The sequence below is a fragment of the Sandarakinorhabdus limnophila DSM 17366 genome, assembly GCF_945882885.1.
In the GTDB taxonomy this organism is placed as follows: Bacteria; Pseudomonadota; Alphaproteobacteria; order Sphingomonadales; family Sphingomonadaceae; genus Sandarakinorhabdus; species Sandarakinorhabdus limnophila_A.
The window spans coordinates 1-13,384 of record NZ_CAMCWT010000058.1; the positions used below are offsets into that span (position 1 = coordinate 1).

Annotated in this window: 16 protein-coding genes; 10 read left to right on the plus strand and 6 right to left on the minus strand. The window is 64.6% G+C overall.

The annotated features are described in order from the left end of the window. Positions 1-624, plus strand: a 624-nt coding sequence (locus Q7O19_RS11320; protein ID WP_303810627.1) for a squalene/phytoene synthase family protein, incomplete at its 5' end; no start/stop codon positions are given. Positions 625-648: 24 nt separating this feature from the next. Here the strand turns inward: Q7O19_RS11320 and Q7O19_RS11325 are convergent. Then, positions 649-1,194, minus strand: coding sequence for a sterol desaturase family protein (locus Q7O19_RS11325; RefSeq protein ID WP_303810629.1), 546 nt, complete (start codon positions 1,192-1,194; stop codon positions 649-651). 220 nt (positions 1,195-1,414) lie between these two features. Between Q7O19_RS11325 and Q7O19_RS11330 the strand changes: the two genes are divergently transcribed. The 3 genes from Q7O19_RS11330 to Q7O19_RS11340 are packed head-to-tail and all read left to right on the plus strand — an operon-like array spanning position 1,415 to position 2,656. Next, positions 1,415-2,005, plus strand: a complete 591-nt coding sequence (locus Q7O19_RS11330; protein WP_303810631.1) for a fatty acid desaturase — start codon at positions 1,415-1,417, stop codon at positions 2,003-2,005. Beyond that, entirely contained in the window at positions 1,980-2,300 is a 321-nt protein-coding gene (locus Q7O19_RS11335; RefSeq protein WP_303810633.1) for a hypothetical protein, read from the plus strand. Before Q7O19_RS11330 ends, Q7O19_RS11335 begins: the two co-directional genes overlap by 26 nt. A 35-nt stretch (positions 2,301-2,335) precedes the next feature. Continuing rightward, entirely contained in the window at positions 2,336-2,656 is a 321-nt protein-coding gene (locus Q7O19_RS11340; protein WP_303810634.1) for an excalibur calcium-binding domain-containing protein, read from the plus strand. Positions 2,657-2,665: 9 nt separating this feature from the next. On the opposite strand, the gene uvrB is transcribed toward Q7O19_RS11340, so the two are convergent. Both uvrB and Q7O19_RS11350 read right to left on the minus strand, forming a co-directional pair. Then, on the minus strand, positions 2,666-4,870 hold the full coding sequence (gene uvrB / locus Q7O19_RS11345; protein ID WP_303810635.1) for an excinuclease ABC subunit UvrB: 2,205 nt from the start codon (positions 4,868-4,870) through the stop codon (positions 2,666-2,668). 33 nt (positions 4,871-4,903) lie between these two features. Next, positions 4,904-5,677: a cytochrome b gene (locus Q7O19_RS11350; protein WP_303810636.1), complete on the minus strand. Its 774-nt coding sequence runs from the start codon at positions 5,675-5,677 to the stop codon at positions 4,904-4,906. Positions 5,678-5,979: 302 nt separating this feature from the next. Between Q7O19_RS11350 and tyrS the strand changes: the two genes are divergently transcribed. Beyond that, positions 5,980-7,194 carry a tyrosine--tRNA ligase gene (gene tyrS / locus Q7O19_RS11355; protein ID WP_303810637.1) on the plus strand — a complete coding sequence of 405 codons (1,215 nt, stop codon included), beginning with the start codon at positions 5,980-5,982 and terminating at the stop codon, positions 7,192-7,194. Positions 7,195-7,198: 4 nt separating this feature from the next. On the opposite strand, the gene Q7O19_RS11360 is transcribed toward tyrS, so the two are convergent. Next, positions 7,199-8,635 (minus strand): ATP-binding protein, encoded by a 1,437-nt coding sequence (locus Q7O19_RS11360; protein WP_303810638.1) that lies wholly within the window; start codon positions 8,633-8,635, stop codon positions 7,199-7,201. 194 nt (positions 8,636-8,829) lie between these two features. Next, a complete protein-coding gene (locus Q7O19_RS11365; RefSeq protein ID WP_273461347.1) occupies positions 8,830-9,519 on the minus strand; it encodes a response regulator transcription factor in 690 nt (229 codons plus the stop codon). Positions 9,520-9,657: 138 nt separating this feature from the next. On the opposite strand from Q7O19_RS11365, the gene Q7O19_RS11370 reads away from it, so the two are divergent. The 5 genes from Q7O19_RS11370 to Q7O19_RS11390 are packed head-to-tail and all read left to right on the plus strand — an operon-like array spanning position 9,658 to position 12,893. Beyond that, the gene (locus Q7O19_RS11370) at positions 9,658-10,869 is read left to right on the plus strand and encodes a DUF3089 domain-containing protein (protein WP_369692467.1); all 1,212 of its coding nucleotides are present in this window, start codon (positions 9,658-9,660) and stop codon (positions 10,867-10,869) included. After that, on the plus strand, positions 10,866-11,333 hold the full coding sequence (gene ruvX / locus Q7O19_RS11375) for a Holliday junction resolvase RuvX (protein WP_303810643.1): 468 nt from the start codon (positions 10,866-10,868) through the stop codon (positions 11,331-11,333). Before Q7O19_RS11370 ends, ruvX begins: the two co-directional genes overlap by 4 nt. Next, positions 11,333-11,695, plus strand: coding sequence for a peptide-methionine (R)-S-oxide reductase MsrB (gene msrB / locus Q7O19_RS11380; protein WP_273433662.1), 363 nt, complete (start codon positions 11,333-11,335; stop codon positions 11,693-11,695). The genes ruvX and msrB overlap by 1 nt, the downstream gene beginning before the upstream one ends. After that, entirely contained in the window at positions 11,695-12,597 is a 903-nt protein-coding gene (locus Q7O19_RS11385) for a peptidylprolyl isomerase (protein ID WP_303810639.1), read from the plus strand. Before msrB ends, Q7O19_RS11385 begins: the two co-directional genes overlap by 1 nt. After that, positions 12,594-12,893, plus strand: coding sequence for a DUF952 domain-containing protein (locus Q7O19_RS11390; RefSeq protein ID WP_303810640.1), 300 nt, complete (start codon positions 12,594-12,596; stop codon positions 12,891-12,893). Before Q7O19_RS11385 ends, Q7O19_RS11390 begins: the two co-directional genes overlap by 4 nt. Here Q7O19_RS11390 and Q7O19_RS11395 read toward each other — a convergent pair. After that, positions 12,890-13,384: glutathione S-transferase family protein (locus Q7O19_RS11395; protein WP_303810641.1), on the minus strand; the 495-nt coding region annotated here is incomplete at its 5' end. The two genes, Q7O19_RS11390 and Q7O19_RS11395, sit on opposite strands and share 4 nt — an antisense overlap.

Below are 13,384 nucleotides of genomic sequence, written 5' to 3' on the forward strand. Positions count from 1 at the left end.
CGCTATCCGCGCGATCTGATCCACGGCTTCCGCATCGACATGGAAGCGCGGCCATTCCACACCTTCGATGATACGCTCACCTATTGCTATCACGTGGCGGGCTGTGTGGGCGTGATGATGGCGATCGTGATGGGCGTGAAGCCCGATGAACGCGCGGTGCTGGAACGCGCCTGTGATCTGGGGATGAGCTTTCAGCTCAACAACATCGCCCGCGACGTGGTCGAAGACGCGATGAACGGCCGCCGCTACATCTCCGATGATTGGCTGGCCAGCGTGCGGCTGGAGCCGGACAGTTACGTGCTGGAACGCAACCGCCGGCAACTCTCCCGCCTTGTCGCCCGGTTGGTGTTCAAGGCCGAGGAGTATGAAGAATCAGCCCGCTTCGGCACCTCGGCACTGGGCAACCGCGCCGCCTGGGCGGTGCTGGCCGCAGCCCGCATCTATGGCGGCATCGGCCGCAAGGTGCGCGGGCTGGAGGAAGAGGGGCTGGCTCAGCGGGTTTCGACGACGAAAGCCGAAAAGGCCCGTGCTGTGGCGTTGGCGCTGGGCGATGCACTGGTGCGCAAGCAGCGCTGGCCGATGCCTGGGCCTGCCCGGGAAGGTCTGTGGACGATGCCGGATTAGGCAGATCCAGCCCGGTTGCTGCGTTCAGCGCGCCCAGTGCTCGGCATTTTCAACCATGCCCATTTCGGCTTTCATTTTGGCCGAAGCTCGGATGCGGCCGCGGCCATCGGCTTCCAGCTTGGCTTTCAATTCGCGGATCGGCGGCGCCCAGAGGAAGCCGAAGCTGACGGTGCCGTCGCGCGTTTCCACCACATGGTGCAGGCGGTGGGCTTGCACGATTCGTTTGAGATACCGACCCTGCGGGTTCCAGCTGTGCGCCAAGCGGCGGTGCACGATGATATCGTGAAAGCCCGCGTAAATGGCACCATAGCCGGTGATGCCCATGCCGATCCACCACGCCGCGTTGAAGCCGTTCAGCGATCCCCAAACGATCAGCGCGATTGCCGGAACCGCACCCATCACGGCGAACCAGTCGTTTTTTTCAAACCGGCCCCGGCGCGGTTCGTGGTGGGATTTGTGCAGGTTCCACATGAAACCGTGCATCACCCAGCGATGCCCGACATAGGCCACGCCTTCCATGAACGCCAACGCCCCAAGAAAATAATCGATACCCGGCCAAAACTGCATCATCAACTCCTGTATCCCCAGCCGTTTACGATGACGCAGGGACTTTTCATCGTCCCCATATTGCCGCACTAACCCTGCCATGCACAAGCCTACCGCGACATTGCACGATGGAACAATCAGCCAAAGCCTGGGCCTGCTGATCGTGTTAGCATGGCTGGCCGTGCACTTTTTGTGCATCTTTGGCCCGCCGCTGGCCAACTGGCATCCGCTGGCGCTGGTTGGCGTGGTGCTGGTGCAGGCATGGTTGTCGACCGGCCTGTTCATCATTGCCCATGACTGCATGCACGGGGCGTTCGCGCCGGGCCGCCGCGGGCGCAATCGCACCGCCGGACGTGCGGCGCTGATGCTGTATGCCGGTCTTGATTACGATAAGATGGCTCCGGCCCATTTCGCCCATCACCGCCATGTTGGCACCCACAACGATCCGGATTTCAACGCCGATGCTCCACATACGCCCGGCCGCTGGTTCCTGCGCTTTTTCGGGAATTACTACACACACATGCAATTGGTGCGGATCACCGTAGTTGCCTGCATCTACATGGCGCTGGGAGCCAGCCTGATCAATTTTGCGGTGTTCTGGGCAGTTCCGGCGCTGCTGGCGCTTGGGCAATTGTTTTTCTTTGGCACGTTTCTGCCGCACCGCCATTCAGCCAGCCCGTTTGCCGATCAGCACCGGGCGCGCAGTGTTGGCGCTGGCGGCTTGATTTCATTAATCTCCTGTTTTCATTTCGGCGGCTATCATCACGAACATCACTTGTCTCCGCAAACCCCATGGTGGCGATTGCCCGATGCCCGCAAAACTCTCCCTGCCTAAATCTGCCGCACTGATGGTCGCGCTGTTGCTGGGCGCCTGCACCACGCCGGCGCAGCGCATCACCAGCAACCTGACGGAACTGGGCGTGCCCCCGCGCCAGGCCCAGTGCATGGGTGGCCGGCTGGGCGAACGCCTCTCCATCGGCCAATTGCGCCGCCTGCAGGAACTCACCGGCCTGCGCGCCGAACGTTTTGAACGCATGTCCATCCGCGAGATCGCCAACAAGCTGACCGACGAGCGCGACCCCGGCCTGGTGGCGGAATTCCTGCGCGCCGGGGTGGGTTGCCTGATTTAATTGGCCTTTAAGATTGGTCGTGCATGCTCCGCATCATGACCAGACGCCGACGCAACGAAGAATTATCATCCGTGCCGCTGCCAACGCTGGCTGTTATTGGCATATTGTTGGGCGGTGGAGGTGGCTGGCTTGCGACAATGCCGCCCTCCGAGCAGGCCAATCTTGTTCAGGACACTGTCGCGCCGGTCAACGAAGTGGTTGCCCTGGTGAAGCCCGAACCGCGCCCGTTCAGACGTTTTTCCGGTTGCAACGACGCGCGGGCGGCTGGCTATGAAAACATCAGGTCAGATGAGCCAAATTACCGGGCAGATTGGGACGGCGATGGTGATGGCCTCGCCTGCGAACCGCATCGTTGATCGCCTGCTTCAGCGCCCCGCCCCACGCCGTTTCGCGCTGAAGCCCTTCTTCTGCATCTTGGAAAAGCGTGTCGTCCGCGTGCCCGCCGCGCCGCCAGTGGCGCGGCCCTTGGCGGCGGCGGCGCGTGCATCCGGCGGCAGGCCGAGTTCATCCATTTCCAGACGGCGGATCTGGTCGCGGATGGCGGCGGCCGTCTCGAATTCCAGGTCAGACGCGGCCTTCTTCATCTGCTCTTCAAGGTCGGCGATATAGGCTTTCAAATTGTGGCCGACGAGATGCTGGGTCTCGTCGTCACCCGTATCGACGACCAGCCCATCCTTCGTCGACACATCGGCCAGCACATCGCCGATGTTGCGCTTGATGGTGGTCGGCGTGATGCCGTGTTCGAGGTTATATTCCTCCTGCTTGGCGCGGCGGCGATCGGTTTCCATCATGGCGCGGGCCATCGATCCGGTGATGCGATCGGCATAGAGGATCACCCGGCCTTCGACGTTGCGGGCGGCGCGGCCGATGGTCTGGATGAGTGACGTTTCGGAACGCAGAAAGCCTTCCTTGTCCGCATCCAGGATCGCCACCAACCCGCATTCGGGAATGTCGAGCCCTTCGCGCAGCAGGTTGATGCCCACCAGCACGTCATACACGCCCAGCCGCAGATCGCGGATCAGCTCGATGCGCTCCAGTGTTTCCACGTCCGAGTGCATGTAGCGCACACGCAGGCCGGCTTCGTGCAGGAACTCGGTCAAGTCTTCGGCCATGCGCTTGGTCAGCGTCGTCACCAGCGTGCGATAACCGGCGGCGGCGACCTTCTTGGCTTCCTGGATCAGGTCTTCCACCTGGTCTTCCACCGGCTTGATCTCCACCGGCGGATCGATCAGCCCGGTGGGGCGGATCACCTGTTCGGTGAACACACCGCCGGTCTTGTCCATCTCCCACGGGCCCGGCGTGGCGGAAACGAACACCGTCTGCGGCCGCATCGCCTCCCACTCGGCAAAGCGCAGCGGGCGGTTGTCGATGCAACTGGGCAAGCGGAAGCCATATTCGGCCAACGTCACCTTGCGGCGGTGATCGCCCTTGGCCATGGCGCCGATCTGCGGCACCGTCACATGGCTTTCATCGATGAACAGCAGGGCGTTTTCCGGCAGATATTCAAACAGCGTGGGCGGCGGCTCGCCGGGCAGGCGGCCGGTTAGGAAGCGGCTGTAATTTTCGATGCCCGCACACGCCCCGGTGGCGGCGATCATCTCCAGATCGAAATTCGTCCGCTGCTCCAGCCGCTGGGCTTCCAGCAACTTGCCTTCGGTGTTCAGCTCCTTCAGCCGCTCGGTCAGTTCGTGGCGAATGGCGTCGGCGGCCTGCTTCATGGTCGGGCCGGGCGTCACATAGTGGCTGTTGGCGTAGATCTTGATCTGCTCGAGCTTGGCCACCGTCTCGCCGGTAAGCGGGTCGAACTCCGAAATCTGCTCGATCTCGTCGCCGAAGAAGCTGATGCGCCAGGCGCTGTCTTCATAGTGGGAGGGGTAAATTTCCAAGGAGTCGCCGCGCACCCGGAAATTGCCGCGCGCGAAACTGAGGTCGCCGCGCTTGTACTGCATGGCGACGAGCTTCCTCACCACCTCCTTCAGATCGGCTGAGCCGCCCTTCTTCAAGGAGAAGGTCATCGCCGAATAGGTCTCGACCGAGCCGATGCCATAAATGCAGGAAACCGACGCGATGATGATCACGTCATCGCGCTCCAGCAGGGAACGGGTGGCGGAATGGCGCATCCGGTCGATGGCCTCGTTCACGCTCGATTCCTTTTCGATATAGGTATCGGTGCGCGCCACATAGGCTTCGGGCTGGTAATAATCGTAATAGGAAACGAAATATTCCACCGCATTTTCGGGGAAGAAGCTCTTGAATTCGCCGTATAATTGTGCGGCCAGGATCTTGTTGGGCGCCAGGATCAGCGCCGGGCGCTGCACCGCCTCGATCACCTTGGCCATGGTGAAGGTCTTGCCTGAACCCGTCACGCCCAGCAGCACCTGATCGCGCTCGCCGTCATTGGCCTGGCCCACCAGTTCGGCGATGGCGGCGGGCTGATCACCGGCCGGCGTATATTCGGTGCTCAGCACGAACGGCCGGCCACCCTCGCTCTTCTCCGGGCGAGCGGGACGGTGCGGTGTGAACTCGGTCAGCTCCGTTTCGGCAAGGCTGGTGCGAATCTGGATGGCCATGGCGCCATCATTGCACCATGTGCGCCGTTTGTTCTAGCGCAGCATGCGGCGAATGAGCTGGCGATCACGCAGGGCGAAATGATGCCACAGCACCGCGCCGGCATGGGCCGCGAACGCCGCAGCAAACAGGCCCGAAAGCCAGATATGCAGAGCGCGGGCCGGCGGCATCGGCAGGGCTTCGGGCAGGTGCAGCCCCAACACCGACCAGCCGGTGGCCCCCGCCAGCAACAGCCCGGAAACCGGCAGCGTGGCCAGCGCCAGATACAGCGCCAATTTGTTGAGTTTTGCCGCGCCATTGGGGCTGGCCGGGCCCGGCGAAGCGCGCTGGGCCGCCCAGCGCAACAGCAGCAGGAAAAACACCGCAACGCCAATGCCGATATGCGCAGCCAGAAAATCCGTGCGCTCCGGCGAAGGGCGAAGCACCGTCACGAACAGCCCCATTGGCAGCGCGGCCAGCATCAGCTCGGCGCTCGTCCAGTGCAGGATGCGGGCGATCTGCCCCCACCGCTGGCGCTGGTTCCATTCCGGCACCGGCTCCGCGTACCGCCGCCACTGCGCCGGCAGCAGCGCCAGCAGCAGCAGGACCGCCAGCACCGCAATCGCCGCCATGATATTGAGCAGCAACGGCCGCACATCATCGGCCGCCCGCGCCGCAAACGTGCCATCGCCATTGGCCAGCCAGATCGACCAGGCCATCATGCCCAACGCCGCCGCCGCCGCCAGCTGCGCCAACACCCGCCACGCCCAGGCCGGATGGTTCAAGCCCACCGCCAGGCCCAGCGCCAGAAACAGATAGATAAATGTCATCCCCCGGCCCGATGGGGGATAAGGCGGCGGGATGCAAGGGGAGGGCGGTTCTCGGCGTCAAACCCCTGCGTTGTACGGCTGGCGCTGGAAAGGAGAAGGGGCCGCTGGAGGCTCTCCTCTTCTGCCTCTATTCTGTCCCACAGCCCGTACTATGGGTTGGAGCGGCGCAGCACCCATCGGCCTTGGCCTCGGCCGCACACAAGGGCCGGTGAAAACAGGCGAGATGCGGAAAAACTGTCAAAACTGGCCGCGCTTGTGGGGGCATGACAAGCGGCGCCACACACCGTAAAGCCGTCCCCACCATGACCTACAGCAGCGACTTTCTCCGCCGTCTCGAAACGCGCGGCTATATTCATCAGATCACCGATGCGGCGGCGCTGGATGGCGCGGCGGGGAAGGGCGCGATCACGGCCTATGTCGGCTTTGATTGCACGGCGCCCAGTTTGCACATCGGCAACTTGATTTCGATCATGATGCTGCGGCATCTGCAGCAATCGGGGCACAAGCCGATCGTGTTGATGGGTGGCGGGACGACCAAGATTGGTGATCCGTCGGGCAAGGATGAGGCGCGGCAGTTACTGGGGGATGAGCAGATCAATGCCAATCTTGCCAGCATCAAGCGGATTTTCGAGCGGTTTCTCATCTTTGGCGATGGGTCGACCGATGCGGTGATGGTCAACAATGATGATTGGCTGTCGCGGCTGCACCTGGTGCCGTTCCTGCGCGATTATGGCCGGCATTTCTCGATCAACCGGATGCTGACGTTCGACAGCGTGCGGTTGCGGCTGGAGCGGGAGCAGCCATTGAGCTTCATCGAGTTCAACTACATGATTTTCCAAGCCTATGACTATCTGGAACTCAATCGCCGCTTTGGCTGCACGCTGCAAATGGGCGGCAGTGATCAGTGGGGCAATATCGTCAACGGCACCGATCTCATTCGCCGGGTGGATGCGAAGGATGCTTTTGGCCTGACGACGCCGCTGATCACGCGGGCTGATGGCGCCAAGATGGGCAAGACGGCCAAGGGCGCGGTGTGGCTGCACGAGGATCAACTGCCGCATTTCGATTACTGGCAGTTCTGGCGCAACACGCACGATGCCGATGTCGGCAAGTTCCTGCGGCTGTTCACCGATCTGCCGCTGGACGAGATCGCCCGGCTGGAGGCGCTGGAAGGCGCGGAGATCAACGTGGCCAAGGAAATGCTGGCCACCGAAGCCACCGCGCTGTGCCGGGGGAGGGACGCGGCGGAAGCCGCTGCGGAGACGGCGCGCTCCACCTTTGCCGAAGGCGGGGCGGGCGAGGAGCTGCCGCAGTTCGCGGTGAGCGGCCCGGTGAGCATAATCGATGCGCTGATCGGGCTGGGCTTTGCTGCATCGAAGAACGAAGCGCGCAAGCTGGTGGCGCAGGGCGGCGCTCGCATCGATGGGGAAGCAGCGGGCAGCGATGCCGTGCTGGTGGCACCGGGCCAGAAGGTGAGCGCCGGCAAGAAGCGGCACGGGCTGGTGGTGGCGGCCTGAGGCGCTATTCCGCCGCCGGCACGGCTGGCAGATCGATCGCGACCTGCAGGCCGGGCTTGTTATCGGCCAGGGTGAGGGTGCCGCCGTGCAGGCGGGCGACGGCGGCGGCCAGCGACAGGCCAAGGCCGGCGCCTTGCAGCCGCTGGCCCTGCCGGCCGCGCGCCGCATCCAGCCGGCCAAAGCGGCGCAGCGCCTCACGCCGTTGCGCCGATGGAATGCCGGGGCCGTGATCGCCCACCACCAGCCGCGCGCCGCCGTCGTGGCGTTCGGCGGCAAGTTCGATGCGCTTGCCGGCCGCGCCATAGCGTAGAGCATTGTCGATCAGATTGGCCAACGCCCGGCCAAGCAACTGGCGGTGTGCCAGCGCCGTCACCCGGGTCAGGCCGGGTTGCACGGCCAGTTCCACGCCGGCATCTTCGGCCAGCGGCCCATACATATCGGCCAGATCGGCCACCATCTGGGACAGGTCCACCGCTTCAAAGCGGTCGCGGCCGATGCCGGCTTCGGCGCGGGTGATTTCCAGGCTGGTATCGAGCATGCCGAGCAGCGATTCCGCTTCGGCCGACACCGCTTCCAGATCAGCGGCATCGATCACGCTGCCCTGTTGCAACTTGTCGATGCGGGCTTTCAGCCGGGTGAGCGGTGAGCGCAGATCATGCGCCAGCCCATCGGTGACGGCACGCAGTTCATCCAGCACCGATTCCACCCGCGCCAGCATGACGTTGAAGGCCTGGCCCATGGAATCAAACGCATCGGCCGGCGGGCCGGGCGGCAGATCGACCCGGGCGTGCAGTTTGCCGGCGGTGACCTCGCCCACCACATCGGCGATGCCGCGCGCCCGATCGGTGATGATGGAGACCGCCAGTTTGCTGGTGAGCCAGGCCAGCATCGCCGCCACGGGCAACGCCACGGCCAGCAGCGTGGTGAGCGTGGACTGCAACTGCACTTCGGCTTCCAGGCTGCGGCCGACCAGCAGGCGATAGCCATCGGGCATGGGCCGTGCCGTCACCATATAGGGTTCGATGTCGCCATGTTCGTTGTGCATGGCGGGCACGCGGTAATAGCGTCGGTCGCTGGGAACGCGCGCCGGCCAGCGCGCCAGATTGCCAAGCAGCAGGCTGCCATCGCGGGCGGCGAGGTGGATGATGAGCGGGCCAGGCACCGCCAGTTCGCCATCGAGAATGGTGACGGCAGCCTCGATGCCACTGCGGCGCCAGGTCCGTTCGGCCGTCTCGGCAATGGCGGTGATGCGGGCCTGCGCTTCGCGGTCGAGCTGGGTCTGGGTTGCACGTTCCAGCAGGATCAGCAGCAGCGCCGATCCGGCCAGGATGACCAGGAACAGCATCAAGCTGATCCGCGCCGTGGTGGTGCGCGGCGCCAGCCCGCTCAGCAACAGGCGGAAGCCCGATGGTTTCCACGAAGATAGCCCCGCCCGGGGCATCAGAGCGGTTCCCGACCAGCTTGCGCCATCGTCATCGCCCCAAGTGGGGCGACCCCTTCAGGGCGGGGCGAATTTGGCGCACGGCTGCGTCGCTCGTTGGTTGCGACGCCAGAGACATCGCGCCCTCCTCGCTTCTTGCCGTGCATCAAATTCGTCTCCGTGCCGATAACCCAAGCTGGTCGGCAACCGCTCCGTCAGGCCGTGACCGTTTCGCCGCCGACCCGGTAGCCGGTGCCGCGCACGGTCTGCACGATATTGCCGGCGCCGCCTTCATCCAGCTTCTTGCGCAGGCGGCTGACATGCACGTCGATCACGTTGGTGCCGGGATCGAAATGATAATCCCACACGCCTTCCAGCAGCATGGAACGGGTGACGACCTGGCCACGGTGGCGGACCAGATATTCCAGCAGGCGGAATTCGCGCGGTTGCAGATCGATGCGCTTGCCCGTCCAGGTGACACGGCGGGCGAGCAGATCAAGCTCCAACTCGCCTTCCACCAGCCGGGTGATTTCGCCCGATGGCAGGGCACGGCGCTGCACAGCTTCAAGACGGGCAAGCAGTTCCGGCAATTCAAACGGCTTGGTGAGATAATCGTCGGAACCGGCGCGCAGTCCCTTTACCCGTTCATCCAGGCTGGCCAACGCGGAGAGCACCACTACCGGCGTGCGGTTGCCGGCTTCGCGCAGGCGGGACAGCACAGTGAGGCCATCGAGTTCGGGCAGCATGCGATCCAGCACGATGGCGGCATAGTGCCCGGCCATCGCCAGTTCGAGGCCCAATGTTCCAGTGCCGGCAATATCAACATGATAGCCGGCTTCGCGCAGACCCTGCGCGATATGATCGGCCATGGTGGCATCGTCTTCAACGCAGAGGATATTGCTCATGGCTGTGACTTTATGCCGCTCATTACAAAAAACTCAAGCGGTTCGAAGGGCAGCGACATGATTTTCTTCGCAGTGCATGACGACCGCTGCTAGGCACCAGCCGATCATCACCATGAGGCTGGCGACTTGTCTGAACGAATGACGGAAGAAAACGAACAGGCCAATATCGCCGCGCCAACGGCCAAGCCGGCGCGCGTGGAACGACCGGCGCGGCTGCCGCGGCTGTTCCTGTGGCTGGTGGCGATTGCCATCATCCTTGTCATTGTGGCCGCCTTTGCCTGGCGGCTGGCCGGCAACCGCCTGCTCAGCGCGGCGTTGGTGCCGGGCGGCGCGTTTGAAGCCGCCGCGGCCGGCACGCCCTATGATTATGGTGATCCTGCCAGTTGGGCGGCGCGGCCGGGCGGCCTGAAGGATGGGGCCGATGATCCCACGGCGTTCCTGCCGGAAGGCGCGCCTGCCATGGCCAGGGGCGATGTGCCGGTGTTCTTCATTCCGCCCACCGCCGCCTTTGGCAATTCGCAGTGGAACGGCCGTTCCAGCGATACGGCAACGGCGCTGCGGCTGGCTGGCTTCCTGCGCACTGAAGCCAGCGCGCTGGCGGCGGCCGGCCCGCTGTGGGCGCCGCATTACCGCCAGGCGGTGCTGGGCAGTTTCCTGGCCAACACGCCCAAAACGCGGCGCTTTGCTCAGGCCGCCCAGCAGCTGGCCTATGCTGATGTGAAGGCGGCTTTCGCGCGTTTCCTTGCAGCGCAGCCGCCAGGTGGGCCGATCATCCTTGCCGGCCACAGCCAGGGTGCGCTGCACCTGTTGCGCCTGTTGAAGGAAGAGGTGGCGGGCACGCCGCTTGCCGCCCGCGTTGTGGCGGCCTATGCGGTGGGCTGGCCGGTGTCGGTGAGCGCCGATCTGCCGGCGCTGGGCCTGCGGGCCTGCGAACGGCGCGATCAGGCGCGCTGCCTGCTGAGCTGGCAGAGCTTTGCCGAGCCGGCCGACGCGTCGGCGATCCTTGATGTTTATTACGCTGGCACGGGCCTGGCGGGCACCTCCCGCACCGGCACGGCGATGCTGTGCAGCAATCCCCTCACGGGCAGCATCGGCGACGCCGCCCCCGCCAGCGCCAACCCCGGCAGCCTGGTGCCTTCGGCGACGCTTACCGCCGGCAAGCTGGTGACGCCCGGTGTGCCGGCGCGTTGTGATCCCCGCGGGCTGTTGCTGATCGGGGAAGCGCCGACGGGTTATCCGGCGTTCGTGCTGCCGGGCAATAACTTCCACGTGTTCGATTATCCGCTGTTCTGGCAGGCCGTGCGCCTCGATGCAGCGGCGCGGGTGGCGGCGTGGAAAGCGGAACGCTGATCACGGCCAACGCGCCGGATTATGCGGCCGTGCTGCCCGATGCTGGCCGGCTGGGCGGACTGGACGTGGGCACCAAAACCATTGGCCTTGCCACCTGCGACTCCAGCTGGAGTTTCGCCAGCCCGGCCCACACCATCGCGCGGACGAAGTTCAGCGCCGATCTGGCCGAACTGAAGGCTTGGGTGAACAAGGAGCGGTTGAAGGGCCTGGTGATCGGCCTGCCCTTGAACATGGACGGGACCGACAGTTCGCGCACCCAATCGGTGCGGGCGTTTGCGCGCAATGTTGCCGTGCTCGGCCTGCCGCTGCTGCTGTGGGATGAACGCTGGTCCACCGCTGCGGTGGAGCGCGCCATGATCGCCGAAGATTTGTCGCGCGCCCGGCGTTCGGAGCGGGTGGACAGGCTGGCGGCGAGCTATATCTTGCAAGGCGCAATCGATGCCCTTGCCCGTTGGAGAGTGTGATGAGCTGCCTCAGTCCCGAAGCCCGCGCCGTGCTGTTCGAGCATGCCACCGAACGGCCATTCACCTCGCCGCTCAACGATGAAAAGCGGAGCGGCGATTATCACTGCGCCGGCTGTGGTGCGCTGCTCTACCGGTCAGGCACCAAGTTCAACTCCGGTTCCGGCTGGCCGAGTTTTTACGACGCCGTGGAAGGCGCCGTGGGCACCAAGACAGATGTGAGCCACGGCATGGTGCGCACCGAAGTGCATTGCGCCGGCTGCGGCGGGCATTTGGGCCATGTGTTCCCCGATGGGCCGCCACCGACAGGCCTGCGCCACTGCATCAACGGCCTGGCGCTGGACTTTCAGGCGGAGGACGCCTGATGCGCAAGCTGCTCCTCCTCGCGGCGCCACTGCTGCTGGCGCAAGCGCCGCCGCCGTCCTTGGTCAACACCTCCGCTGATGACATTGCCGCCAACGCGCCGGCCGGGCACTGGCTCGACATCAATCCGGATACGATCATGGTGATGGACAGCGCCGCCGGCCGCATGGTGATCCAGCTGGCGCCGCAATTCGCGCCGCAGCATGTGGCGGCCATCCAGAAACTGGTGCGCGCCGGCCGCTTTGATGATGGCCGTATCGTGCGGGTGCAGGATAATTATGTCGTGCAATGGGCGGCCAAGCCGGAGAGCGGCAAGGAGCCGGTGAGCCAGCCACCCGATGTGCGCGAACAGCGGGTGCGGCCGGAACGGCTGCCGGCGGAATATGAGCGCCCGCTGGCCGATGTCGCCTTCACGCCGTCGCCGTTCAAGGACACCTATGCCGAAGCCGGCTTTGTGTCGGGCTGGCAGGCAGCGCGCGATACCAGCACCGGCACGGTGTGGCTGGCGCATTGTTATGGCACGGTGGGCGTGGGCCGCGACATGCCGCCGGACACCGGTGACGGCGCCGAGCTTTATGCCGTGATCGGCCATGGCCCGCGCCATCTGGATCGTAACATCGCCAATGTTGGCCGTGTGCTGGCCGGCATCGAACCGCACGCCGCCCTGCCGCGCGGCACGGAGGCGCTGGGTTTCTACAAGGATGAGCGTCAGCGCACGAAGATCACCCGCGTGCGCCTCGCCAGCCAGATCCCCGGCTTTCCGCGCTGGCAGATGATGGACACGGCCAGCTCCAGCTTTGCCCAGGTGGTGCAGGCCCGCGCCAACCGCACCGGTTTCTTCGTGCGTCAGGCCGGCGCAGCCGATCTGTGCACGCTGAAGGTGCCTGTGCGTGAGGTGAAATGACACCGATCATCAAGCTGTTGCGCGCCGATGAATGGGCGCAGTTTCAGGAAACGCGCGTGTTTGCCGGATCGGCGGATGATCTGCGTGATGGCTATATTCACATCTCCACGCCCGAACAGGCGCCCGGCACGCTGGCCAAATGGTTTGCTGGCGATGTGGGCGTGATGGCGCTGACGCTGGATGCCGATGCGCTGGGCGCGGCGTTGAAGTGGGAGGAAAGCCGCGGCGGGCAGTTGTTCCCGCACCTCTATCGCCCGCTCAGGCTGGATGAGGTGATCGAGGTGCGCGCGGCCTAAGCCTTCTGCGCCGCCTTGGCGCGCTGGAAGCCATCCCGCGCCTGACACCGTTCCCAGTATGACAGCAGATGCGGGCCAACCTCGCCGAGGTGGCCGAGATTGCCCGCCAGCAGCAGCGCATAGGCGACGGCGATATCGGCGACGGTGAATTCTTCGCCGCACAGCCACGGCCGGCCATCAGACAGTGCGCGTTCGGCCCAGGTGGTGCGGGCGATGAACCAGCGGCGATAGTCGCTCGCCACCTTGGGATTGCGGTTTTCCGGTTTTTCCAGAAGCGTGTAACGCAGCACCAGCGTCTGCGGGAAGGTGAGCGTCGCGTCGGACTGGTGCAGGAAATTCAGGTAGTCGCCGTAACGCGGATCGCCGGGCAGCACCCGCAAGGCGCCTACCTTGTCGGCCAGATATTGGCAGATGGCGGCGCTTTCGGTCATCTTCACGTCACCATCGGTGAAGAAGGGAATGGTGCCGAGCGGGTTCAACTCAAGAAAGCT

Bases quoted from the DNA above. Each gene is read 5' to 3' on its own strand.
- Q7O19_RS11325 (WP_303810629.1), bottom strand. From the start codon at position 1,194: ATGATGCAGTTTTGGCCGGGTATCGATTATTTTCTTGGGGCGTTGGCG.
- Q7O19_RS11335 (WP_303810633.1), top strand. From the start codon at position 1,980: ATGCCCGCAAAACTCTCCCTGCCTAAATCTGCCGCACTGATGGTCGCG.
- Q7O19_RS11340 (WP_303810634.1), top strand. From the start codon at position 2,336: ATGACCAGACGCCGACGCAACGAAGAATTATCATCCGTGCCGCTGCCA.
- uvrB (WP_303810635.1), bottom strand. From the start codon at position 4,870: ATGGCCATCCAGATTCGCACCAGCCTTGCCGAAACGGAGCTGACCGAG.
- Q7O19_RS11350 (WP_303810636.1), bottom strand. From the start codon at position 5,677: ATGACATTTATCTATCTGTTTCTGGCGCTGGGCCTGGCGGTGGGCTTG.
- tyrS (WP_303810637.1), top strand. From the start codon at position 5,980: ATGACCTACAGCAGCGACTTTCTCCGCCGTCTCGAAACGCGCGGCTAT.
- Q7O19_RS11360 (WP_303810638.1), bottom strand. From the start codon at position 8,635: ATGCCCCGGGCGGGGCTATCTTCGTGGAAACCATCGGGCTTCCGCCTG.
- Q7O19_RS11365 (WP_273461347.1), bottom strand. From the start codon at position 9,519: ATGAGCAATATCCTCTGCGTTGAAGACGATGCCACCATGGCCGATCAT.
- Q7O19_RS11370 (WP_369692467.1), top strand. From the start codon at position 9,658: ATGACGGAAGAAAACGAACAGGCCAATATCGCCGCGCCAACGGCCAAG.
- msrB (WP_273433662.1), top strand. From the start codon at position 11,333: ATGAGCTGCCTCAGTCCCGAAGCCCGCGCCGTGCTGTTCGAGCATGCC.
- Q7O19_RS11385 (WP_303810639.1), top strand. From the start codon at position 11,695: ATGCGCAAGCTGCTCCTCCTCGCGGCGCCACTGCTGCTGGCGCAAGCG.
- Q7O19_RS11390 (WP_303810640.1), top strand. From the start codon at position 12,594: ATGACACCGATCATCAAGCTGTTGCGCGCCGATGAATGGGCGCAGTTT.